Genomic DNA, 22,588 nt, shown 5'->3' with positions numbered 1-22,588 from the left:
GCTCCCTCAGACCACAAGGCTCATGGGGTTTTCGACCACCTTGCGGAAGGCCGAGACCCACTGCGCCGCCAGCGCACCATCCACCACACGGTGATCGACCGAAAGCGTTACGGTCATGACCGTGGCAATGGTGATCTCGTTGCCCTTGACCACCGGCCTGCGCTCGCCCGCTGCAATGGCGAGGATGGCCGCCTGCGGCGGATTGAGAATGGCCGAGAACGCCTTGACCCCATACATCCCCATATTGGAGATGGAGAAGGTACCCCCCTGGAATTCCTCCGGCTTCAGCTTGCCAGCCCGCGCACGCGCCACGAGGTCGCGCGTCTCGAGGCTGATCTGGCGCAGGCTCTTGGTATCGGCCTTGCGCACGATGGGCGTGATCAGCCCGTCGGGGATGGAGACAGCAACCGAGATGTCCACGTCCTCATAGATCCGCATGGCCTCCTCAGTGAAGGAAACATTGACCTGCGGCACCCGGCGCAGCGTCACCGCCGCGGCCTTGATGAGCATGTCGTTGACGGAAATCTTGTACGCCCCCGGCCCTTCATCGGGCGAGGCCGCGTTCATCTGGCTGCGCAGCGCAAGCAGCGCATCAAGTTCCACGTCCATTTCCACATAGAAATGCGGCACGGTGGACTTGGATTCCGTCAGCCTGCGCGCAATGACCTTGCGCATGGTGGTGTGCGGAATGCTCTCGAAACCCGCTTCCTCCACCGTTGCGACAGGTGCTGCGGCCTTGGGTGCCGGGGCCACTGCCGCCTGCTCCACATCACGGCGCACAATACGCCCGTTGGGGCCGCTGCCCTTGAGGCTGGCAAGGTCAATGCCCTTCTGCGCTGCAATACGCCGCGCCAGGGGCGAGGCAAACACACGCCTGCCCTTGCCCTTGTCTGCTGCTGCCGGAACAGGCTGAGCCGCCACAGCGGGCGTGGCCACGACCGCAGCCGGAGCAGATGCCGCCGCAGCAGGTGCAGGTGAAGCCGGAGCCTCTGGCACGCTTTCCCCCTGCGCCACCAGAATGGCGATGGGCGTGTTGACGGCAATGCCGTGCGTGCCGCCCTCGATCAGGATGCGGCCCAGAATGCCTTCATCCACGGCCTCGACTTCCATCGTGGCCTTGTCAGTCTCGATCTCGGCAATCACGTCGCCTGCAGCAATCGTGTCGCCCTCCGCCTTGAGCCAGCGGGCCAGCGTGCCTTCTTTCATGGTGGGAGAAAGGGCTGGCATCAGGATGTTGATGGACATCGCGCGTTCCCCTCACACAACCTGCCGGACGGCATTGATGATCCAGTCCGTATTGGGCAGGGCCAGCTTTTCAAGGTTGGCGGCGAACGGCATGGGCACGTCAGCCCCCGCCACGCGCACCGGCGGCGCGTCGAGGTAGTCGAACGCGTGCTCGATCACCTGCATGGCCACTTCCGCGCCAATACCCGCAAACGGCCAGCCTTCTTCCACCGTAACGAGGCGGCTGGTCTTCTTCACGCTGTCCACCACGGTCTGGGTATCGAGAGGGCGAATGGTGCGCAGGTTGATCACCTCCGCCTCGATGCCCTGCTCGGCCAGTTTTGCTGCCGCTTCAAGCGCCACACCCACCATGATCGAGAAGGTGACGATGGTCACGTCACGCCCCTCGCGCTCCACCTTGGCCTTGCCTATGGGCAGGATGAAATCCTCATCCACCGGGCAGGGAAAGCGCTGGCCGTACAGGATCTCGTTTTCAAGGAACACGACCGGGTTGGGGTCGCGGATGGCCGCGCGCAGCAGGCCCTTGGCATCGGCTGCCGACCACGGTGCGACCACCTTCAGCCCCGGCACATGGCCGTACCAGCTGGCATAGCACTGCGAGTGCTGGGCCCCCACGCGCGCCGCCGCCCCATTGGGGCCACGGAACACGATGGGGCACGACATCTGCCCGCCCGACATGTAGCGCGTCTTGGCTGCCGAATTGATGATCTGGTCAATGGCCTGCATGGCGAAGTTCATGGTCATGAACTCGACAATCGGCTTGAGCCCGGTCAGGGCCGCGCCAATGGCCATGCCGGTAAAACCCTGCTCGGTAATGGGGGTGTCGATCACCCGCTTCTCGCCAAACTGGTCGAGCAGCCCCTGCGAGACCTTGTAGGCCCCCTGGTACTGGGCCACTTCCTCACCGATCAGGAACACGTCCTCATCACGCGCGAGTTCGGCGGCCATGGCATCACGCAGCGCCTCGCGCACGGTAATCTCGGTGGTCTCGCCCCAGTCCTTCTCAGGCTGCGGCGCAACGGGGGCGGCACTCGGCGGGGCCACGGACGGCGCGCAGGAGGGCTGGGCCACCGCAGGCTCTGCTGCCGCGGCCGGTGCTGCCGCAGGCATGGCGGATGCGTCCTCGCCTTCCGCCAGCAGAACGGCGATGGGGGTGTTGACCGCTACATTCTCGGTGCCTTCAGGCACCAGGATCTGGCCCAGAGTGCCTTCATCCACGGCCTCGACTTCCATCGTGGCCTTGTCGGTCTCAATCTCGGCAATCACGTCGCCTGCGGCAATCGCGTCACCCGGCTTGCGCAGCCAGCGGGCCACCTTCCCCTCCTTCATGGTCGGAGAAAGGGCGGGCATGAGTATTTCTGTTGCCATCTCTAGATCAGCTTTCCACCAGTATGTCAGTCCACAGCTCCGAAGGGTCGGGCTCGGGACTGGTCTGGGCAAACGCCGCCGCATCGGTCAGGACCGCCTTGACCTGTTCGTCCATGGCTTTCAGTTCGTTTTCTTCAACACCCATGGCCAGCAGTTCGCGGCGCACGCGGTCGATGGGGTCCTGGGTCTTGCGGATTTCATCCACTTCCGAGCGCTGGCGGTATTTTGCCGGGTCGGACATGGAGTGACCACGGTAGCGGTAGGTATCGACCTCGAGCAGCACCGGCCCCTTGCCCGCGCGGCAATGAGCCACGGCCTCGGCTGCCGCCGCGCGCACGGCCTGTACGTCCATGCCATCGACATACATGCCCGGAATGCCCCACGGCTCGCCATTGCGCCACAGCGCCTTCGAGGCCGAGGCCCGCTCCACGCTGGTGCCCATGCCGTAGCGGTTGTTCTCGAGCACGAACAGGCAGGGCAGCTTGTGCAGGGCGGCGAGGTTGAAGCTCTCGTAAACCTGGCCCTGGTTGGAAGCGCCTTCGCCGTAATACGTAACCGAAACCTCGTCCGTGCCGCGATACTTGTTGGCGAATGCCAGCCCGATGCCCAGCGAGACCTGCGCACCCACGATGCCGTGGCCGCCATAGAAGTGCTTCTCGCTCGAGAACATGTGCATCGACCCGCCCTTGCCGTGGGAGTAGCCTCCCTCGCGCCCGGTCAGTTCGGCCATTACCCCGCGCGGGTCCATGCCTGCGGCCAGCATCTGGCCATGGTCGCGGTAGGAGGTGATGATCTTGTCACCCTGCTTGAGCTCCATCTGGATCCCGACCACGACGGCTTCCTGCCCGATATACAGGTGGCAGAACCCGCCAATCAGCCCCATGCCGTAAAGCTGGCCCGAACGCTCCTCGAAGCGGCGGATCAGCACCATCTGGTAATAGGCATGCTTCAGGTCGGCTTCGGTCATGGCGCGGCTGTTATGCCCGCCCCCCAAGCCGGGATCGGTCTCGTTACTCATCGAACGTCCTTGGTTCATGGTGCCCGTGCCGCCACCCGCGCAGGGTAGGGCAGCCGTTGCGATTACAGTGTGTTGCCGGTGCCATCAGGAACCTGATGATGCACGATCATAAGTGCCAGACGCGCCGCCGGATTTATGGATCACGTGGATCTGACCGATTTCCATGTCGCGCTCCACGGCCTTGCACATGTCATACAGCGTCAGCGCCGCGACGGAGGCCGCCGTCAGCGCCTCCATCTCCACGCCGGTCGGCCCCGTGGTGCGCACGCGCGCGGTAATGTCAATCCCCTCGCCAGCCCCGTCCGGCGCGAGTTCCACCTTGACGGAGGAAATGGCCAGCGGGTGGCATAGCGGGATCAGCTCCGCCGTTTTCTTGGCGGCCATGATACCCGCGATGCGCGCCGTGGCCAGCACGTCGCCCTTGGGCATGGCACCCGCCAGGATCAGGCCCAGCGTTTCGGCGCGCATTTTTATATGGCCATGCGCCACGGCCTCGCGCCGCGTGTCAGGCTTGGCCGAGACATCGACCATGACCGCGTGCCCCGCCGCATCGAGGTGTGACAGGCGGGGTGCGGTCATGGCGTGCTCTCGGCCGGTGGAGCGGCCTCACCCGCCTCAGGACTGGCCGGGGCGGTGGTGCCGAGCAGGGCATGCACGGCGGCTCCGACATCTTCATGCCGCAGCAGGCTCTCGCCGACCAGAAAGCCCGATGCGCCCACGGCGTTGAGCTTCATCACATCCGCATGCGTGCGGATGCCGCTTTCGGATACGATGATCCGGTCAGGCGGCACCAGCGGGGCGAGGCGGCAGGTGGTTTCGATATCGGTCTGCAGCGTCTTGAGGTTGCGGTTGTTAATGCCGATCAGCGAGGTATCGAGGGCCAGTGCGCGGTTGAGTTCGCCTTCATCATGCACCTCCACCAGCACATCCATGTCGAGGCCACGGGCGATGTCGAGCAGTTCGGCGGCTTCGGCATCGGTCAGGATGGCCATGATGAGCAGGATGCAGTCCGCGCCCATCAGGCGGCTTTCATGCACCTGCCACGGATCGATGATGAAGTCCTTGCGCAGGATGGGCAGCTTGCACGCCTCGCGCACGCGGGTCAGGTCCTCGGCGCTGCCATGGAAGCATGACCCCTCGGTCAGGACGGAAATGCACGCCGCCCCCGCCGCCTCGTAGGCTTCGGCAATGACGGTGGGCTCATAGTCGGGGCGCAGGATACCGGCGGAAGGCGAGGCCTTCTTGATTTCCGCGATCAGGCCGATCTGGTGGTCGGCGGTCTTCTGCTTCAGCGCCTGGCCAAAGCCGCGCGGCGGGGTGTTCACCTCACGCGCGCGGGCGGTGATCTCCTTGAGCGGCATGACCTTGGCACGCTGCGCCACGTCCACCCGGGTCCGTGCACAGATACGTTCCAGAACATCGGGGATGCTGTCCACATCCACGGGCTGGACACTGCCTGTCTGGGGGGAGGTCATTGGCGTGTCGTTCATGTTTTACCCTGTTACTCTGTTTGGCCCGTCTGCCCGGAACTGCCGGACAGCCTCCAGCACGGCTGCTACCGCACCATTGTCGAGCACACCCGCAGCTAGGCGGATGTTCTCCTGCAGGGCGGCATAGTCAATCACGCCACCGTGCATGATATTGTCCCCTCGCCCCGCCACATGCAATGCCACGGCTGCATTGAGCAGCACGGTATCGCGGTAGGCACCCCGCCCGCCTGCGGCAAGTGCGCGCAGGGCGGCGGCGTTATGGGCGGGCGCGCCGCCTGCAATGGCCGCGATGGGGGCGGGTTGCAGGCCGGTTTTTTCGGGCTCGATGGTCAGGGTATGAACCTGGCCGTTTTCAAGCACGCAGGCCTGCGTGGGGCCTGCGAGGGTCAGTTCATCAATAAAGCGTCCCTGCCCGCAATCCCCGCTCACTGCCCAGACCCGCTCGGAGCCCAGCGCACGGAGCGTGCGCACCATCACATCAAGCCACTGCGGCGTGAACACGCCCACGAGCTGCCGCCTGACCCCGGCAGGGTTGGAAAGCGGGCCGACAAGGTTGAAAATTGTGCGGAACCCCAGCGCCCGGCGTACCGCACCCACATGCCGCATGGCAGGATGGTGGCTGGTTGCCGCCAGGAACGTCACGCCATGCGCCGCCACCATCTGCCCGATCGGCTCTGCCTCAACGGGCATCGGCACGCCGAGTTCCAACAGCACGTCGGTGGCACCCGAGCGTGATGACAGGGCGCGGTTGCCATGCTTGACCACCGGCACGCCAAGCGCTGCGAGCACAAAGGCCACGGCGGTCGAGACATTGAGCGTGCCCAGCCCGTCGCCCCCGGTGCCACAGACATCAAGGGCGGCATCGGGCATGCCGGGCACGGCCAACATGCGCGCGCGCATGGCCTTTACCGCCGCCTCAAGCTCAACAACGCTCTCGCCACGCATGTGCAGCGCGGTCAGGAAGGCAGACAGCATGCCCTCGCTCACCGCGCCATCCATGATCAGCCCGAAGGCTTCATCCGCCATTTCGGGCGGCAGTTCCCGGCCTTCAAGCACCACATCCAGAATAGCCCGAAACGTGGCGGACACCGCAGAAGGATCCGCCGCCCGCCCGGTCAGCACACCTTCAAGCTCCACCGGGTCAGCGTGCAGCATGCCACGCAGGCGCAGGCCAGTGAGGAAGGCCACCGCCGGAATTTCCGCCACCTCATCGGTGCGAAGCTGCGCCAGCCCGGCCTGTGCCAGTTCGGGCGGCACTTCCCCCTGCCCCACCACACGGACCAGAATATCCCTGAACGCGGCCTGCGGATCGGGGGCGTTGTTCATTGTGCCGCTCATGTCGGCTCAGGCGGCCTTGCGCGGTGTGTTCCTGCCACGCGCAATGGACAGGAAATTGGCCATGATTTCATGGCCATATTCCGAGGCAATGCTCTCAGGGTGGAACTGCACGCCAAAGACCGGCAGGCTGGCATGGCGCAGGCCCATGATCACGCCATCGGATGTATGGGCGGTGGCAACCAGCGTATCGGGCAGGCTGTCGGGGTCGACCGTCAGGCTATGGTAGCGGGTGGCGTTAAACGGATCGGGCAGACCGGCAAAAATATCGGTGCCGTCATGATAGACCGGCGAGACCTTGCCATGCATGGGCGTGGGTGCCCGCACCACCTTGCCGCCAAAGACCTGACCAATGGCCTGATGGCCAAGACAGACACCAAAGACCGGCACCCTGCCTGCGGCGGCGGCAATCAGGTCGCAGCAGATCCCGGCTTCATTGGGCGAACAGGGGCCGGGCGAGATGACAATGGCCTCGGGCCTGAGCGCAAGCGCCTCTTCCACGCTGATGGCATCGTTACGGTAGACATCACATGTCTCGCCCAGATCACCGAGGTAATGGACGAGATTGAACGTGAAACTGTCATAGTTGTCGATCAGGAGGATCATGGGCGTATCATGGCTTTTCCGCTGGGCCGGGTCAAACCGTACGGCCTGCCCCGGCATGTCTGGGTGCATCCTATCATGTACGCCCCTGCTATCAAATTGCCTTATGCACCGTCATCAGTCGCAAAACGCACCGCCTCCTCCGCCGCGCGGAACAGGGCACGGGCTTTCTGGCGGGTTTCCTCGTATTCCGCCTCGGGCACGCTGTCAGCCACCACGCCGCAGCCCGCCTGCACGTACATCCGCCCATCCTTGACCACCGCCATGCGCAGGCCGATGCAGGTATCCATGTCGCCATCGGGACCAAAGTACCCGATGCACCCGGCATAGGTTGCCCGGCGGGTCGGCTCCACCTCGTCAATGATCTGCATGGCACGGATCTTGGGGGCACCGGTCAGCGTACCTGCGGGGAAGCCCGCCATCAGCGCATCGAGCGCCTCGAGCCCCGGCCGCAGCGTACCCTCCACGTTGGACGAGATGTGCATGACATGGCTGAAGCGCTCGATCACGAACTGCTCGGTCACCCTGACCGAACCGAGTTCGCACACCCGGCCCACATCGTTGCGGCCAAGGTCGATCAGCATCAGGTGCTCGGCGCGCTCCTTGGGGTCGGCGAGGAGCTCTTCCTCCAACGCCAGGTCCTCCGCCGTGGTGTGACCACGCGGGCGGGTCCCGGCGAGCGGGCGCACGGTCATGGTGCCCTCGCGCAGGCGCACCAGAATTTCAGGCGAGGAGCCGACAAGACTGAACCCGTCAAGATCAAGATAGAACAGGAAAGGCGCGGGATTGATGCGCCGCAGCGCACGGTACAGCGCAAATGGCGGCAGGGTAAAGGCCGCGCTGAAGCGCTGGCTCGGCACGATCTGGAAAGCATCGCCCGCCGCGATGTATTCTTGCAACCGGCGCACGATATCGCAGAATGCCTCACGCGACAGGGTGGATTGCGGCACCGGCGCCTCGATCGCGCCTGCTGGCGCATCAGGCAGTTCCACGGGGGTGGAGAGTGCCGCGCGGGCCTGCTGCAGGCGGTCCTGCCCTTCCTCCCATATGGTTTCGGGCGCAACGCCCGGCCGGGGGCGCAGCGGGCTTGCCAGCAGCAGTTCATCGCGCACGGTATCGAATATGGCGAACAGGCCGGGGCGGATCAGGATGCCTTCGGGCAGGTTCAGGTCATCGACAGGCATGTCAGGCAGGTGCTCGACCTGGCGCACCATGTCATAGCCCAGATAACCAAACACGCCGCCGGTCATGGGTGGCAGCCCCTCGGGCAGGTCGATGCGGCTTGCATGCAGGACGCGCCGCAGGGAGACCAGCGGGGCCTCGGCCTCGGGCGTGAAGACATGCGTGGGGGCTGCGGGGTCATGGCATACGCTGGCCCGGCCATCATGGCAGCGCCAGATCAGGTCCGGCAGCAGGCCAATGACCGAGTAGCGCCCGCGCGAGGTGCCGCCTTCAACACTTTCAAACAGGAAGGCGTTGTGCCCGCCATTGCCGCCGCCATGACTACGCGCCAGTTTTGCCAGCCGCAGGAAGGCCGCAACCGGCGTCAGCAGATCGGCAGGTTCGACGCGCCACGCCACACAGGCCTGCCCCGCCCGCAGGCTGGCCAGCGCCGCGTCGCGCGCTACCTGATGGAGAGAGGAACCAGAGCCTGCCGCCTGTGCGCTCACTGTGCTGCTCCCGCATTCTGCTGGCCGGTCACTTCCGCCATGACCGCCTGAATGGCACCATTATTGGGCTTGGGCTTGACGATGCCCTCAAGGGCCGCGCCATAGCTCATTTCAATATCATCGCCCATCGACTGGCCCAGCCCGGCACGTACCTGGTCATACAGGTTTTTCTGGGTGGCGGGGTCGGGGTGGTTGATGGCGGTCAGCGTGGCAACGACATAGGCGTCGCCTGCCTGTATCATGACACTCTGCCCCGGCTGCGACAGGCGGAAGACCAGAGCCGCCACCTCACGCGGAATTTCGGGCGCAGGCTGCATGGGCGAAATCGGCTGGCTGTGCTCAAGACCGGCGATGGCGGGGCTGACATGACCAAGCCCGCCCTGGGCTGCGGCCTGCGTGTAATAGGCGGTGGCCTGCTCGTCAGCCATGTGGCGACGGGCCGCCGCCTGCCACGCGCCGGCAACTTTTGGCCCGGCCTCGGCCGGGGTCTGCACATGGCCCGGCGTTACGCCATCAACCGCCACGCCGTACCACACGCCATCAGGCCCCTGCACCAGTTCGGGGTTTGCCCCTTTGGCCTGCGAGAACACGCGCGCAATGATCGCCTGCCGGGCGGCGTCGCTACCGGGAATGGGGGCGGGCGTGCCCTCATGCGTCAGGCCCTGCGCATCCACATCACCCGAAACGGCGGTGGCACCCAGATCAGCGGGAATGGCATCAAGTCCGCCGCCTGCAAGCGCATCCTGCAGCTTCTGCACCCGGTCGGCCAGCAACGCCTGGGCGCGGTCATGCGCCAGCTTGTCGTGCAGGGCCTGCTTTACTTCATCAAATGGCGTAGTGTGAGCGGCGCTGATGCTGGTTACGCGAAAGACCACCCAGCCACCCTCGCTCCTGAGCGGGCCCTGCGTTGCATTGGCGGGTGCTGCAAAGATCTGCTTGCCCAGATCGGCCGAGGGCACGTCGCCCACCTTGATGCCCGGCAGTTCCACCGCGGCCGCGTCCTTGCCCGCGTTTTTCTGCACGCTGACCCATGCGCCGGCATCCGTCCACTGCGCGGCAAGCGCCCTGGCGCGGTCCTCGGTCGGCACGGTCACGATCTGCACGTTCCGCCGCTCGGGCTGATTGAAGGTCTGGGCCTGCGCCTCATAGGCCTGGTGCAGGTCGGCATCGGTAATATCAAGCCGCTGGCCAATCGTATCGGCCGACAGCACCACAATGCGGGCATGGCGGTATTCCGGCACGGTAAATTCCCACGGGTGGTTGGCCTGATAGCGGGCCAGCTGAGCTGCGGTGGGGGTGGCGGTCACGTTCTGCTCGGCAAACGGCACGCGCACGAGGTCGATGGTGCGGGTCTGGGCCTCGAAGTCGAACACGCGGCGCACCATCACGTCGGGTGCTGCCACGCCATCGCGAATCGGCTGAAGCAGCACGCGCGACGCCTGTTCCTGCTGCACCAGTTCGATCAGGCGCCCTTCGGTCATGCCGGTGCGGCGCAGGCGGTCATTGAACAGGTCGCGGTCGAACTGGCCGTCGCGCCCCTTGAAGGCAGGAATGGAGAATATCTCGTCGCGCACCACGGAATCGGGCACGATCAGGCCGTGGCGGTCCGCTGCCTCGGCAATCTCGGCCTGCAGCATGAGGCGACCGAGCACCTGCTGGGCCACCTGCTCACGCGTGGCGGGGGGAATTTGCGAGGGGTCGGCAAGGTGCATGGACTGCGCCACCTGCGGCATCTCGGTCTGCAGCGCGTTCTGGTAGGTCTGCACCAGTATAGGGCGGTTGCCCACGCGGGCGGCCACGTCGGCGCGCTCGGTGCCGATATTGAGCAGCACGTCGCCCACGCCAAAACCGATGAAGGCCAGGAAGAACAGCCCGGCGACGATACGCCCCACCCATGAATCGACAAACACGCGATACAGAAAAGATAGCATGAAAAACCCTGCACCAGGACCAAGATAAAGGCGGACGGATCAGACCCGCGCACCCCGTACGCCGTGCGGGCGGCCCTGTTTTCCGGTCGGGCACCATACGGTCACGGGGGCGGTTTGACCAGCGCTAGCATGCATGCGGGCCGGTTGCGCGGTACGCGCGGGTTGCAACGCCGCGATAGCCGTGGTGTAGGCTTGCCGCCATCATCGCCATGCCCCGTGCCGCCCGCAGGCTGCACGACCGGGCCATGGTCAGGAGGGGAAACATGAAACAGATCATTGTTGGCAACTGGAAGATGAACGGCCTGAGCGCGGATGCGGATGCGCTGGTAGAGAGCCTGGCCACGGAACTGGCCGCCCTGCCCACCCGCGCCGACGTGGTGGTCTGCCCGCCCTTTACGCAGCTTGCCCGCCTTGCGCCCAAGCTCAGGGCGGCAGGCATCGCCCTTGGCGCGCAGGACTGCCACAAGGATGCCTCCGGCGCCCATACCGGCGATATTTCCGCCCCCATGCTGGTCGACCTCGGGGTGCAGTATGTCATTCTTGGTCATTCCGAGCGCCGCGCCGAGCACCATGAACTTGACGAGACGGTGCGCGAGAAGACGGTTGCCGCCATGGCGGCTGGCCTCACGCCCATCGTGTGCGTGGGCGAGAACGACGACCAGCGCTCATCGGGGGATTCGCAGGCAACCGTGGGCTGGCAGCTCGAAGGTTCGCTGCCGCAGGGCTTTACCGGCATCGTGGCGTATGAGCCGATCTGGGCCATTGGCACGGGGCAGGCTGCATCACAGCAGGATATTGCCGATATGTCCGCCTTTATCCGCGCCGAACTGGTGCGGCAGTTCGGTGAAGCTGGCAAAACGATCCGAATCCTTTATGGTGGGTCCGTTAACGCACGCAATGTCACCGATATCCTGCCTGTCGAACACGTTGACGGGGCGCTGGTGGGCAATGCCAGCCTGAAGGCCGAGTCCTTCGTGCCGCTTGTCCGCGCCGCCCGCGCCTCGTGATTGCCGCGCGGCCTGCGGGGATCTACTGGAAAGACGCATGATTACAGTTCTTCTTCTACTGCACCTGTTCGTCACCATCGCGCTGATCGGCACCATCCTGATCCAGCGCAGCGAGGGTGGCGGGCTTGGAATCGGCGGCTCGCAGGGCATGGGCTCCTTCATGTCCGGCCGCGGCACGGCAACGCTGCTCACCCGCTCGACCGCGGTGCTCGGCACGGCGTTCATGGTGCTGTCGCTCACGCTCGCGGTCATGAACCGCGGCGCCTCGAGCGGGGTCGGCCACGATATCCTGGCCCAGCCCTCTGCTCCCTCGGCCCCCGCAGGCAAGTAAGCCCGGCCCCTTTCGGGCAAGGGTTGCGGCCCCCGCCCCGCATGTGTGGGGCGGGGGCCTTTTTATTTTTTCACTCAGCCCGCAGGTAGGCTTTGCGCGCGGGCTGCAAGCAGTGTAGGAAGGCCATCCATGACGCGGTTTGTATTCATCACCGGCGGCGTGGTGTCCTCCCTTGGCAAAGGCATCGCTTCGGCTGCCCTTGCTGCCCTGCTCCAGACCCGTGGCTATCGGGTCCGTTTGCGCAAGCTTGACCCCTACCTGAATGTCGATCCGGGGACGATGAGTCCCTACCAGCACGGCGAGGTCTTCGTGACCGACGACGGTGCCGAGACGGATCTCGACCTCGGGCATTATGAGCGCTTTACCGGCGTGCCCGCCACCAAGGCGGACAATGCCACCACGGGGCAGATCTATTCCGGCGTGATCGCACGCGAGCGGCGTGGCGACTATCTTGGCGCCACCGTGCAGGTCATTCCCCACATTACCGACTCGATCAAGGAAACGATCGTGGCGGATACCGAGGACCTCGATTTCGTGCTGGTCGAGATCGGCGGCACGGTGGGCGATATCGAGAGCCTTCCCTTCCTCGAATCCATCCGGCAGTTGCGCAATGACCTTGCCCCTGACCAGACGATGTTCATCCACCTCACCCTGCTGCCCTGGATCGCGGCTGCGGGTGAACTGAAAACCAAGCCCACGCAGCATTCCGTCAAGGAACTGCAGAATGTGGGCATCCAGCCGCAGATGCTCGTCTGCCGCTCGGACCGGGAAATACCTGAAAACGAGCGCCGCAAGATCGCCAATTTCTGTAACGTGCGCCCGCAGGCGGTCATCGCCGCGCGCGATGTGGACACGATCTATGCCTGCCCCATCTCGTACCATGCCGAGGGCATGGACACCGAGGTGCTGCACCATTTCGGCCTGCCGACCGATACGGCCCCCGACCTGTCGCGGTGGGAGAAGATCGTCGATGCCGTGCGCCACCCCGACCGCGAGGTGGTGGTGACGGTGGTGGGCAAATACACCGCCCTGCTTGACAGCTACAAATCGCTGATCGAGGCGCTGCAGCATGGCGGCATTGCCAACCGTGCCCGCGTGCGGCTGAACTGGGTCGAGGCCGAAAGCTTCGAGAAATCGGATGATGCGGTGAACATGCTGGCCCGCAGCGACGCCATTCTGGTGCCCGGCGGGTTTGGCGAGCGCGGCTCGGAAGGTAAGATCCGCGCCGTGCGCTATGCGCGTGAGAACAACATTCCCTTCATGGGCATATGCTTTGGCATGCAGATGGCGGTAGTGGAATGTGCGCGCAACCTTGCGGGCATTCCAGATGCATCCTCGACCGAATTCGGGCCGACCGACCAGCCGGTGGTGGGCCTGATGACCGAATGGGCACGCGGCAACGAACTGCTGCGCCGGCGCGAAGGCGGCGAGATGGGTGGCACCATGCGCCTTGGCGCCTACCCCGCCAAACTGGCCGAAGGCTCACGTGCTGCCGAGACCTATGGCCGCACCGACATCCGCGAGCGCCATCGCCACCGCTACGAGGTCAACGTGCATTACCGCGAGCAGCTGGAAAAGACCGGCCTGCGCTTTTCGGGCATGTCACCTGACGATATCCTGCCCGAGGTGGTGGAATACCCCGACCACCCGTGGTTCATCGCTGTACAGTACCACCCCGAACTGCTGTCCAAGCCGTTTGATCCGCATCCGCTGTTCTCCGGCTTCATCAAGGCGGCGGTAGCACACGCGGCGAGCAAGCGATGACGGCGCATGCCACGATCGATATCGGCTCGCTTACGGTTGGCAACGAACACCCGTTCGTACTGATTGCGGGGCCATGCCAGATCGAGTCCGCCCAGCATGCAACCGAGGTGGCCGATGCCCTGCAGGGCATGGCGAAACGCCTTGGCATCGGGCTGATCTATAAAAGCTCGTTCGACAAGGCCAACCGCACCTCCATCAACGGGGCGCGGGGCGTGGGCATGGCGCAGGGGCTTGATATCCTCTCGCAGGTGCGTGCGCGTTTTGGCATGCCGGTGCTGACCGATGTGCACCAGCCAGACCAGTGCGCGCCGGTGGCGGAAGTGGCCGATGTGCTCCAGATCCCGGCCTTCCTGTGCCGCCAGACCGACCTGTTGCTGGCAGCAGGCCAGACGGGGGCGGCCATCAACATCAAAAAGGGGCAGTTCCTTGCCCCGTGGGACATGGCGAACGTGGCGGCCAAGGTCGCCTCGACCGGTAACGCGCGCATCATGCTGTGCGAGCGTGGCACGTCGTTTGGCTACAACACGCTGGTCAATGACATGCGCGCCCTGCCCATCATGGCAGGCACGGGCTATCCCGTCATCTATGATGCCACGCATTCGGTGCAGCAGCCCGGCGGCCTGGGTTCGGCCTCGGGCGGGCAGCGCGTGTTTGCGCCCATTCTGGCGCGTGCGGCCCTTGCCATTGGCGTGGCGGGCCTGTTTATCGAGACCCATCCCGACCCCGACACGGCCCCGAGCGATGGCGCGACCATGCTGCCGCTCTCGGCCATGGAAGATCTGCTGGGCACCCTGCTGCGCTATGACCAGCTGACCAAGCAGACCCCGCCGGACGAGATCCTCTGACCACAAAAAGCGTCAGAAGAATGCCGCCTTTTTGAAAAAAGGCGGCACCCGGAAACTTTTACTCTTTAACGTCGGAATAGATGGTGGCGCTACGCCAGCGCCGCCATGCGCTGCAACACCGCGCTGCCTGCCTGCATGAAGGCCGCCGGGCTGAAATGCTGCGCCACATAAGCCCGTGCCGCCTGCCCCATGGAGGCAAGCCGTTCGGGCTGGCGCAGGGCCAGTTCAAGCTTACCAGCCAGTTCATGCGGGCGGCGGGGGCGAACGTGCCAGCCGCTGACCCCTTCGGTAATGGAATGCGTCATCTCGCCCACGGTGCTGCCCAGCACCGGCAGGCCCATGTTCATGGCCTCATGGGCGGCAATGCAGAAGCCTTCCTGCCGCGATGGCTGAACATAGAGGTGGCACCCCCGCAGGAAGGCCGCCGTATCCTCGACATAACCCGCGAAATGCACCTGATCCAGCCCGTGGCGCTGGCAGAAGCCTTGCAGCCGCGCATGCTCAGCCCCCTCCCCGCCTATGGTGATGCTGTAGGGCGGCAGGCCCGGCACATCACGCAGGGCCAGCAGCGCGCGGAACAGGATGTCATACCCCTTGGATGGATCAAGCCGTCCCAGCGAGCCGATCCGCACCACCTCGCCCGGCTGCCACGGCACGGCGGGCGTCAGATCAGGATCAATGCGGAAGATGGGCCATGACATCACCCAATCTGCCGGCAGACCAAGGCGCTGGCGGGTCAGTTCGGTCACGTAGCCTGAATCGCCCACCCATAACCGGCTGCGGTTTCTCATCAGCCGTAGCAGCGCCAGATTGGCTGGCTTGAGAAAGGCGTTGTGCTGCCAGCTCACCACCGGAATACCATGGCGCAAACCCACAAGCTGCCCGAGCAGGGTCGCGCGGGTGAGCGATGTCCAGATATGGGTGGGCTGCACCTGCCGCACCCAGGCATCCAGCCTGTGCAGCATCAGCGCGGGAGATGATGTATCCTCGGCCAGTACGACCGGCGTCAGCCCGGCATTACGCAGGGCAGGCATGGCGCGGCCATTGCGTGGGGAGAGAGCCGCAACATCAACACTGTGCCCGTTAGCACGGCATACCTCCACGATATCGGGTATGGGCAGGGCAGCGCCACCACCCTCGAACGTGTTGATGATATAGGCGATCCGCATGACCCTCTCCTCCCACACCGATGGTCATGGGTTCTCTCAGCTTTCAGGCGGCGGCTGTTTTACCATGCGAGAGGAAATACACAATGTCCCGGGCGGCGCGGCTGGCTGCACTCTCATTGGGCACGGTGTGGAAGGTGGCGGCAAAGGCCTCCTGCTGGCGTGGCCCATAGAGGGCCTGCTGCGCCTGCGCCACGGCAAGCGCATGGGGAAGTTCATCCACCCGGTCGATCACCTGCCCCATGTTCCAGTGGGCATAGCTTGGATTGTCGCGCCACTGCGCCCTGTGCGAATTGAGGAAGATGCACGGCCGCGGCTGGTAGATCCATTCGTAGATCTGACTGCTGACATCACCGAGGTAAATATCAGCCCCGCGTACATAGGACATGTCGACCGAGTTGGCGCTGCCGGTATCGATCAGGATATGCGACAGGTTGCGGATTTTCTGCGGTATCATCCGGCGCAGGCGCAGCCTGCGGTGCTCGACCGATGTATGCAGGTTGCGCCGGAACAGCATGACATGGGGCGCGAAGATCAGGTTGTAGTCATCCTGCCGCGCAAACCAGTCCAGCACTTCAAGCCCCATATCCCACCATGAGGACAGGACGGGATCGAAATGCGGGTTGTACAGCACGGTCGGGCGGTCGTTATCAAAGAACCGGCGGCGTCTGGACAGGTCAACGATATCGAATTTGGGGTAGCCGACAACGGAATACGCATCAGGGCGGATGAGATCCTTGGCCTGCATGCGCTCGCGCGTCTTCTCACCGGGCAGCAGCACCAGGTCGAAAAACCGCGTCACGTCCCGAAACCCGATGGAGCGGTCGCCCGCGCCGTGGGGGAAGTAGATCAGCTTGATGTCGAGCTGGAAATGGCTTTTGAGCAGGGCGGATGTGGTCTCGGGCACCACCAGCGCGTCAAAGCGGGCGAACAGGCGTATATTCTCGCGCAGGTTGGCAATGCGGCGGAATGGCAGGAAGGAACGGGCCACCACGTTGACGGCACGCGCAAGAAGGCTGATGTCGATGCGCACGAAGGTCACGTTCTGTGCGCAGGCGGCTACCGTGCGGCGTACATGCGCCTCCTGCTCCACCGATGAGGTAATGACCGTAACATCCTGCCCCAACGCGACAAGCTGGCAGATGATGGGTGCCGTATGCGAAACCTGGTGGATGCAGTCGTGATTGAATAGAAAGCCGATCTTCATGCCATGCAATGTCATGCCTGTAACTATGTCGGTTTTTTACCGCAATAAATAGCCGCGGATCATGGCCTTGATCACTTCTAGCATCTCCGCCAACGGGGGAGAATACCCCATTCCCGCCCCGTTCTTTTTATTGCCTGACGTTTGCGCGAACAGCCATGGTCCTTTCACATATCTGTGTGCCCTCAGGCGCAGGCCAGGGCCGGGCTGCGGCTTTCATGCCCGATCCGCGCCATATCGAACGGCGTGGTCTGGTAGATCTGGTTGATCCAGTTGCCCGCCAGCAGGTGCGCATGCGCACGCCAGCGGTTGATGGGGCGCAGGGTCGGGTCATCATGCGGGAAATAGTTGTACGGCACCGCAATATCGAGGCCCTTCTCGCGGTCGCGGAAATATTCATCGGCCAGCGAGGTGGAATCATATTCAAGATGGTTGAACATGTGCAGTGCATGGTGGCGCGGGTCATCAAGCAGGCACAGGCCGGTCTCGGGGCTCTCGGCCAGAACGGTCATGTCAGTGCCGCGCGGCAGGTCCGCGCGCCGCACCTCCGTCCAGCGCGAGACGGGAATGGACAGATCATCGGCAAAGCCCTGCAGGTAGGGCGAGGTGGGTGCCATAATGCGGTGGTCATATACCCCGAACGCCTTGCGGGCGAGCATGTGCTTGGGCACGCCATGAAAGTGGTGCACCGCGGCCTGCGCGGCCCAGCAGATGTTGAAACATCGGTGCACGTTGGTCCGGGTCCAGTCGAACACGCGGCGCAGTTCATCCCAGTATGTCACCTCGGCAAATGGCAGGCGCTCGACGGGGGCTCCGGTGATGATGAAGCCATCGAAGCGCGCGCCGCGCACATCCTCCCACGCCCGGTAGAACGAGGTCATGTGACTGGCGGAAGCATTGCGCGGCACATGGCCGCTCATGCGCACCAGCGTGAGTTCGACCTGCAGCGGTGTCGCCCCGATGAGGCGGGCGATCTGGGTCTCGGTGCGGATCTTGTTGGGCATGAGGTTGAGCAGGCCGATGCGCAGCGGGCGGATATCCTGCCGTATGGCGTCGGTCTCGCCCATCACCATCACGCCCTCGGCTTCAAGCGTGCCGCGTGCGGGCAGATCATCGGGTATTCTTATGGGCATTGCCGCGTCCGTCCTCAATTGTGAGGGGCATGACGCGCTACGTGGCATGATCCGTTTTGTTGCCGGCCTGGCCACATCCTCCCTTGCGGGAGCGCCACCTTGCCCGGAACGGCAGGTTGGCGTTGGGCGTCGCCCCAACTCCTGATGCTGGCCGCGCTTTTAAGTGTTTTCTGTTACGATGGCAAGACCATGCGCGCACAGGCGCCATGCGGGCAGGCACACATATTCGTCAGTCACACTGGGGCGCCTGCGTTCAGGCGTGGGTGAGGATGCTCTGGCGGATCATCTCCGATGGCTGCGGGCGGCCAAGCAGGAAACCCTGCACCTGGTTGCAGCCAAGCGCGTTGAGATGCGTCCACTGGTCGTGTGTTTCCACGCCTTCCGCCGTGATGGGAATGTCCATGCTCTGCGCCAGGCTGATGATGGCGCGGATGATGCCTGCTGCCCCGCGCTCGGGCAGTTCCTGCACGAAGGAGCGGTCGATCTTGATCTTCTGGAAGCGAAACGAGCGCAGGTAGCCCAGCGAGGAATAGCCGGTGCCGAAATCATCAAGCACGATGCTGCACCCGATCTGGCCCAGCCTGTGCAGGATGTCGCGGTTGGTGGCGCTGTTCTGCACGAAGATGTTCTCGGTGATCTCGACCTCGAGCCGCGCGGGGGCAAGGCCGGAGGCTGCCAGAGCCCCTTCCACAATGCTCAGGAAGCGCGGGTTGCGCAGCTGGATGGGCGAGACATTGACCGCAATGCGCACCTGCTCGGGCCAGCCCGCCGCCTCAATGCAGGCGGCGCGCAGCACCCATTCCCCGAGGTCGTGGATCAGGCCGTTCTCCTCGGCCAAGCCCACGAACTGGTCAGGCGGGATCATGCCGCGCTCGGGGTGGTGCCAGCGCACCAGCGCCTCGCACGCGCTGATGCGGTTGCCCGGCATGGAATAGAGCGGCTGGAAATGCAGCGTCAGCGCATTGCCCGCAATGGCCGCGCGCAGGTCGTTGCCAAGGCGCGCGCGGGTCTGGATTTCATCGCGCAGGTCGGCATCAAAGAACTGGAAGCCGTTGCGCCCGAGCGACTTGGCGCGGTACAGCGCAATATCGGCATGTTGCAGAAGGATTTCGGCGCTGTCGCCATCCTGCGGGTACAGTGCCGCACCAATGCTGGCGCCAATGACGATATGGTGCCCGTCGATGATGTAGGGCCTGCTTACGGTCTCGACAATCTCGCGCGCGCGGCCGGTCAGTTCGGCGGGGTCGGGCACATCGGGCCAGATGATGGCAAACTCGTCGCCACCCAGCCGTGCCACAAGGTCTTCGGGCCGGCTGCAGGCCAGCAGCCGGGCGGAGACCAGCCGCAGCAGCGTATCACCCGCCGCGTGACCATACACGTCATTGACGGTCTTGAAGTAATCAAGGTCGATGCACAGCAGCGTCGCACTCAGGCCGGGGGCGCAACTGGCCTCGAGCCGGGCGGAGAACAGGGCGCGGTTGGCAAGCCCGGTCAGCGGGTCGTAATGGGCAAGCTGCTCGACGCGGTGCTGGGCGTTACGCTGCTCGGTCACGTCATCGGCCACGCACATTTCCCACCGCGCGCCGCCACGCTCATCGGTAATGGTGACATGACGGGTGGCGATGGCGCGCGCCGTGCCATGGTGGTCGCACAGAACCTGCTCCGCCGCCTGTGCGCGCCCTGCCGCGCGGCTGAGCAGCAGGTGGCCGATCTCGTCGGCATCGAATACGGCATCGACATTGCGCTCGAGCAGAAGGTCGCGCGTGCAGCCCATCATTTCTTCTGCTGCGCGGTTGACCAGCACGGGATGGTCATCACGCATGGAACGCACGATCAGGGCGGAGGGAATGTTCTCGACAATGGTGTCGATGAACAGCTTGTCACGCAGGATGCGTTTATTGGCCCGCCGCAGGTCTTCCGCCGCCGCCTTCAGCCCCGAGGCAGAGGCCACGGCGTGGGAATGCGAGGCATTGATCAGGTCCAGCGCCGAGCCCGTACCATGATAGCGCCCCGCCTTTGTCACGATATAGCCGCGCATGAGGTCGGAGGGCTGGGTCATGAGCGCGCGTGCCGTAAACTCGGCGGAGGGAATGTCGGCATCGATCATGACCGGGGCATCATCCATCAGCAGCGCCACGGGGCGGCGGTTGAACAGCGCATGGCCAAACCGGCCCGATACCTTGAGAAAGAAGGCCTGCCGTTCCACCAGGCCCACTGGTGTGCCGTGTTCATCCACCACCGCCACCAGCATCAGGGCGGGGTCATTGTGAAACAGTTCGAACAGCCGCTCGCCCAGCGCATCCGGCCCGATGACCGGCCCCTGGCAGGCGATATCGCCCATGGTCGTGAAGGCCTGCCGGGCTGGCGGGGCGGCGATATCGTTCATCATGCAATGTTCCACAACCATTTCAAATCGGAGGGCGCCATGCCTGCGCCTGCGTTCAAAAAGCGCATGACTGCCTGCCCTACCGGCCCGAAGAACGGGGCCGTGCGCAATCGACGTACGGGCACATCATGATGTCGCAACGAACCGGCAGGCCATATTCATCATTCCTTAACCACGGCCTCTTCATCTAGCCGCCGCGCCTGCCCGCATGTGTTATGTTTTCGATACATTTTTATTATGTTTTTATGAACAAAAACCAAAAACACAGTATAGATCAGCCATTCATACAATATCGCACTCTTCGCCCCCTTCCCGCCCGCCTTATTTGCGCCATGCCCCTGCCCCACGCTGGCCCGCGCGGCGGGGGCAGGCGGCAGGAAGCACGACCCGTGTCGCAACAACCGGGCACGATTGTTTGTATAAACGCCTGCCCGCGCGCCTGCGTTGTGTGCAGGCAGGCGCGAAAGCCCGCGCAGGATTGGTCAGGAGCGAGAAAGAACCCATGAAGATAGCCCAGTGGATGCAGCATTCCGGTGTCGCGTTTGGAACGAGCGGCGCGCGCGGCCTTGTCAGCGCGATGAAGGATTCGGTCTGCTTCGCCTACACCGTGGGCTACCTGCGGCACCTGGCCAGCCTTGGCGAGTTCGCGCCCGGCGCATCAGTGGCCGTGGCGGGGGATCTGCGCCCGAGCACGCCCCGCATCCTGCGCGCCTGTGCGGCCGCGATCCGTTACATGCGCGGCGTGCCGGTCTTTTGCGGTTATGTGCCAACGCCCGCTTTGTGCCTGCATGCGTTTGCGCATGGCATGCCCTCGCTCATGGTCACGGGCAGCCATATTCCGGCCGATCGCAACGGCATCAAGTTCAACCGCGCGCGCGGCGAGTTCCTCAAACCCGATGAAGCCGCGATGCGCGGGCTTGACGTCAACCTGCCCGAAGGCTGGTTCGATGCCGAAGGCACGCTGACGGCACCACCCGACCTGCCGCCCGTAACCGATGTGGTGCCCGGCTTTGTGGCCCGGTACCGTGACTTTTTTGGTGCCGATGCGCTGGCGGGACTGAAACTGGGCATCTACCAGCATTCCGCCGTGGGGCGCGACGTGCTGGTGCAGATTGTCGAGGCCCTTGGCGCCACTGCCGTACCACTGGGCCGCATGGACAGTTTCATCCCCGTTGATACCGAAGCCGTCCGCCCCGAGGATGCCGCCCTCGCCCGCGAATGGGCCGCCGATGGCACGCTTGATGCCATCCTGACCACCGATGGCGATTCCGACCGCCCGCTGCTGGCCGACCGCCATGGCGCATGGCTGCGCGGCGACGTGCTGGGCATTCTGGCCGCCCGTTTCCTGGCCGCCCGCGCCGTGGCAACCCCGGTCAGCAGCAACACGGCGCTGGAGCAGGCAGGCTTTGCCCATAAGGTGCAGCGCACGCGCATCGGCTCGCCCTACGTGGTCGCGGCCATGACGCAGGCGGCGGTTGACGGGCATGAACCCTCGGTCGGGTATGAAGCCAATGGCGGTTTTCTGCTGGCAAGTCCGGTCACGCGCGGCGGGCGCGTGCTGGCAGCACTGCCTACGCGGGATTCCGTTCTGCCCATGATCTGCGCGCTCGTGGCCGCGCGCGAGGCCGGCACCGACCTTGCCGGACTTGTCGCCACGCTGCCCCGCCGCTTTACGCTGAGCGACCGGCTCAAAGACATGCCCACCGACCAGAGCACCGCCCATATCGCCGCCCTGCGTAGCAACCCGGCACAGGGGGCGGACGCGCTGGGCCTGACCGATGCCTGCGGCACGCTGGCCTATGTGGATGAAACCGATGGCCTGCGCATGACCTTTGCGGGCAGCGAGGTCATTCACCTCCGCCCTTCAGGCAACGCGCCGGAACTGCGCGTGTATGTGGAGGCCGAAAGCCCCGAACGGGCGGCGCAACTGTTGCAGACGGGACTGGAGGCCGTGAGCGCATGGCGCTGAGGCTGCGGCCCGCGCTGGACTGAGGCCCCCGCCTGCCCGTGGCCCGGGGGCTTCCACCCTTGGGCATTCGGGACCACAATGGGGGCAGCCGTCATGACCCGATCCGGCGCATGACACCTGTTT

Annotated in this window: 19 protein-coding genes and 1 riboswitch; of the genes, 5 read left to right on the top strand and 14 right to left on the bottom strand. The window is 64.6% G+C overall.

The genetic code is table 11. The features are described 5' to 3' along the window. Positions 1-6 precede the first annotated feature (6 nt). The 10 genes from FMA36_RS11920 to FMA36_RS11875 form a co-directional block, all read right to left on the bottom strand. Positions 7-1,245: a pyruvate dehydrogenase complex dihydrolipoamide acetyltransferase gene (locus FMA36_RS11920; protein ID WP_159262500.1), complete on the bottom strand. Its 1,239-nt coding sequence runs from the start codon at positions 1,243-1,245 to the stop codon at positions 7-9. Between the two features lie 12 nt (positions 1,246-1,257). Next, on the bottom strand, positions 1,258-2,613 hold the full coding sequence (locus tag FMA36_RS11915; RefSeq protein ID WP_159262498.1) for a pyruvate dehydrogenase complex E1 component subunit beta: 1,356 nt from the start codon (positions 2,611-2,613) through the stop codon (positions 1,258-1,260). Positions 2,614-2,620: 7 nt separating this feature from the next. Further along, positions 2,621-3,580 (bottom strand): pyruvate dehydrogenase (acetyl-transferring) E1 component subunit alpha, encoded by a 960-nt coding sequence (pdhA, locus tag FMA36_RS11910; RefSeq protein WP_240906578.1) that lies wholly within the window; start codon positions 3,578-3,580, stop codon positions 2,621-2,623. 135 nt (positions 3,581-3,715) lie between these two features. Then, complete coding sequence (gene moaC, locus FMA36_RS11905) at positions 3,716-4,210, bottom strand: cyclic pyranopterin monophosphate synthase MoaC (RefSeq protein WP_159262494.1); 495 nt, start codon at positions 4,208-4,210, stop codon at positions 3,716-3,718. Beyond that, positions 4,207-5,106 carry an indole-3-glycerol phosphate synthase TrpC gene (gene trpC / locus FMA36_RS11900; RefSeq protein ID WP_159263899.1) on the bottom strand — a complete coding sequence of 300 codons (900 nt, stop codon included), beginning with the start codon at positions 5,104-5,106 and terminating at the stop codon, positions 4,207-4,209. The genes moaC and trpC overlap by 4 nt, the downstream gene beginning before the upstream one ends. Positions 5,107-5,124: 18 nt before the next feature. Continuing rightward, positions 5,125-6,459, bottom strand: coding sequence for an anthranilate phosphoribosyltransferase (gene trpD, locus FMA36_RS11895; RefSeq protein WP_159262492.1), 1,335 nt, complete (start codon positions 6,457-6,459; stop codon positions 5,125-5,127). Between the two features lie 6 nt (positions 6,460-6,465). Further along, positions 6,466-7,062: an anthranilate synthase component II gene (locus FMA36_RS11890; protein ID WP_159263897.1), complete on the bottom strand. Its 597-nt coding sequence runs from the start codon at positions 7,060-7,062 to the stop codon at positions 6,466-6,468. A 101-nt stretch (positions 7,063-7,163) separates the two neighbouring features. Next, the gene (gene trpE, locus FMA36_RS11885; RefSeq protein ID WP_159262491.1) at positions 7,164-8,729 is read right to left on the bottom strand and encodes an anthranilate synthase component I; all 1,566 of its coding nucleotides are present in this window, start codon (positions 8,727-8,729) and stop codon (positions 7,164-7,166) included. Beyond that, positions 8,726-10,660: a peptidylprolyl isomerase gene (locus tag FMA36_RS11880; protein ID WP_159262490.1), complete on the bottom strand. Its 1,935-nt coding sequence runs from the start codon at positions 10,658-10,660 to the stop codon at positions 8,726-8,728. The genes trpE and FMA36_RS11880 overlap by 4 nt, the downstream gene beginning before the upstream one ends. A 124-nt stretch (positions 10,661-10,784) precedes the next feature. Further along, positions 10,785-10,925, bottom strand: coding sequence for a hypothetical protein (locus tag FMA36_RS11875; RefSeq protein ID WP_159262488.1), 141 nt, complete (start codon positions 10,923-10,925; stop codon positions 10,785-10,787). Here FMA36_RS11875 and tpiA point away from each other — a divergent pair. From tpiA to kdsA, 4 genes are all read left to right on the top strand, one after another. Next, positions 10,924-11,667 (top strand): triose-phosphate isomerase, encoded by a 744-nt coding sequence (gene tpiA, locus FMA36_RS11870; RefSeq protein ID WP_159262487.1) that lies wholly within the window; start codon positions 10,924-10,926, stop codon positions 11,665-11,667. The two genes, FMA36_RS11875 and tpiA, sit on opposite strands and share 2 nt — an antisense overlap. Before the next feature lie 37 nt (positions 11,668-11,704). Beyond that, entirely contained in the window at positions 11,705-11,998 is a 294-nt protein-coding gene (gene secG, locus FMA36_RS11865; RefSeq protein WP_159262485.1) for a preprotein translocase subunit SecG, read from the top strand. Between the two features lie 129 nt (positions 11,999-12,127). Beyond that, entirely contained in the window at positions 12,128-13,762 is a 1,635-nt protein-coding gene (locus FMA36_RS11860; protein ID WP_078524314.1) for a CTP synthase, read from the top strand. After that, a complete protein-coding gene (gene kdsA, locus FMA36_RS11855; protein WP_159262483.1) occupies positions 13,759-14,607 on the top strand; it encodes a 3-deoxy-8-phosphooctulonate synthase in 849 nt (282 codons plus the stop codon). Before FMA36_RS11860 ends, kdsA begins: the two co-directional genes overlap by 4 nt. Before the next feature lie 89 nt (positions 14,608-14,696). On the opposite strand, the gene FMA36_RS11850 is transcribed toward kdsA, so the two are convergent. From FMA36_RS11850 to FMA36_RS11835, 4 genes are all read right to left on the bottom strand, one after another. Continuing rightward, positions 14,697-15,776: a glycosyltransferase family 4 protein gene (locus FMA36_RS11850; RefSeq protein ID WP_159262482.1), complete on the bottom strand. Its 1,080-nt coding sequence runs from the start codon at positions 15,774-15,776 to the stop codon at positions 14,697-14,699. A gap of 43 nt (positions 15,777-15,819) precedes the next feature. Then, on the bottom strand, positions 15,820-16,995 hold the full coding sequence (locus tag FMA36_RS11845) for a hypothetical protein (RefSeq protein ID WP_159262480.1): 1,176 nt from the start codon (positions 16,993-16,995) through the stop codon (positions 15,820-15,822). A gap of 167 nt (positions 16,996-17,162) precedes the next feature. Then, a complete protein-coding gene (locus tag FMA36_RS11840; protein ID WP_159262479.1) occupies positions 17,163-18,110 on the bottom strand; it encodes a homoserine O-succinyltransferase in 948 nt (315 codons plus the stop codon). Positions 18,111-18,155: 45 nt separating this feature from the next. Then, positions 18,156-18,263: riboswitch (SAM-I-IV-variant riboswitch) on the bottom strand. Between the two features lie 100 nt (positions 18,264-18,363). Next, positions 18,364-20,499, bottom strand: coding sequence for a putative bifunctional diguanylate cyclase/phosphodiesterase (locus FMA36_RS11835; protein ID WP_240906342.1), 2,136 nt, complete (start codon positions 20,497-20,499; stop codon positions 18,364-18,366). A 517-nt stretch (positions 20,500-21,016) separates the two neighbouring features. Here FMA36_RS11835 and FMA36_RS11830 point away from each other — a divergent pair. Then, complete coding sequence (locus tag FMA36_RS11830; RefSeq protein WP_206065317.1) at positions 21,017-22,465, top strand: phosphomannomutase; 1,449 nt, start codon at positions 21,017-21,019, stop codon at positions 22,463-22,465. Positions 22,466-22,588: the final 123 nt, after the last annotated feature.

The sequence above is a fragment of the Komagataeibacter xylinus genome (genome assembly GCF_009834365.1).
GTDB lineage: Bacteria > Pseudomonadota > Alphaproteobacteria > Acetobacterales > Acetobacteraceae > Komagataeibacter > Komagataeibacter xylinus_D.
Note: the sequence above shows the minus strand (reverse complement) of the source record. Positions and strands in the feature narration are given on the sequence as shown.

Excerpts from the sequence above, each read along its gene's own strand:
- FMA36_RS11920 (WP_159262500.1), bottom strand. The coding sequence starts at position 1,245 with ATGTCCATCAACATCCTGATGCCAGCCCTTTCTCCCACCATGAAAGAA.
- FMA36_RS11915 (WP_159262498.1), bottom strand. The coding sequence starts at position 2,613 with ATGGCAACAGAAATACTCATGCCCGCCCTTTCTCCGACCATGAAGGAG.
- pdhA (WP_240906578.1), bottom strand. The coding sequence starts at position 3,580 with ATGACCGAAGCCGACCTGAAGCATGCCTATTACCAGATGGTGCTGATC.
- moaC (WP_159262494.1), bottom strand. The coding sequence starts at position 4,210 with ATGACCGCACCCCGCCTGTCACACCTCGATGCGGCGGGGCACGCGGTC.
- trpC (WP_159263899.1), bottom strand. The coding sequence starts at position 5,106 with ATGACCTCCCCCCAGACAGGCAGTGTCCAGCCCGTGGATGTGGACAGC.
- trpD (WP_159262492.1), bottom strand. The coding sequence starts at position 6,459 with ATGAGCGGCACAATGAACAACGCCCCCGATCCGCAGGCCGCGTTCAGG.
- FMA36_RS11890 (WP_159263897.1), bottom strand. The coding sequence starts at position 7,062 with ATGATCCTCCTGATCGACAACTATGACAGTTTCACGTTCAATCTCGTC.
- FMA36_RS11880 (WP_159262490.1), bottom strand. The coding sequence starts at position 10,660 with ATGCTATCTTTTCTGTATCGCGTGTTTGTCGATTCATGGGTGGGGCGT.
- tpiA (WP_159262487.1), top strand. The coding sequence starts at position 10,924 with ATGAAACAGATCATTGTTGGCAACTGGAAGATGAACGGCCTGAGCGCG.
- FMA36_RS11875 (WP_159262488.1), bottom strand. The coding sequence starts at position 10,925 with ATGTTTCCCCTCCTGACCATGGCCCGGTCGTGCAGCCTGCGGGCGGCA.
- secG (WP_159262485.1), top strand. The coding sequence starts at position 11,705 with ATGATTACAGTTCTTCTTCTACTGCACCTGTTCGTCACCATCGCGCTG.
- FMA36_RS11860 (WP_078524314.1), top strand. The coding sequence starts at position 12,128 with ATGACGCGGTTTGTATTCATCACCGGCGGCGTGGTGTCCTCCCTTGGC.
- kdsA (WP_159262483.1), top strand. The coding sequence starts at position 13,759 with ATGACGGCGCATGCCACGATCGATATCGGCTCGCTTACGGTTGGCAAC.
- FMA36_RS11850 (WP_159262482.1), bottom strand. The coding sequence starts at position 15,776 with ATGCGGATCGCCTATATCATCAACACGTTCGAGGGTGGTGGCGCTGCC.
- FMA36_RS11845 (WP_159262480.1), bottom strand. The coding sequence starts at position 16,995 with ATGACATTGCATGGCATGAAGATCGGCTTTCTATTCAATCACGACTGC.
- FMA36_RS11840 (WP_159262479.1), bottom strand. The coding sequence starts at position 18,110 with ATGCCCATAAGAATACCCGATGATCTGCCCGCACGCGGCACGCTTGAA.
- FMA36_RS11835 (WP_240906342.1), bottom strand. The coding sequence starts at position 20,499 with ATGATGAACGATATCGCCGCCCCGCCAGCCCGGCAGGCCTTCACGACC.
- FMA36_RS11830 (WP_206065317.1), top strand. The coding sequence starts at position 21,017 with ATGCAGCATTCCGGTGTCGCGTTTGGAACGAGCGGCGCGCGCGGCCTT.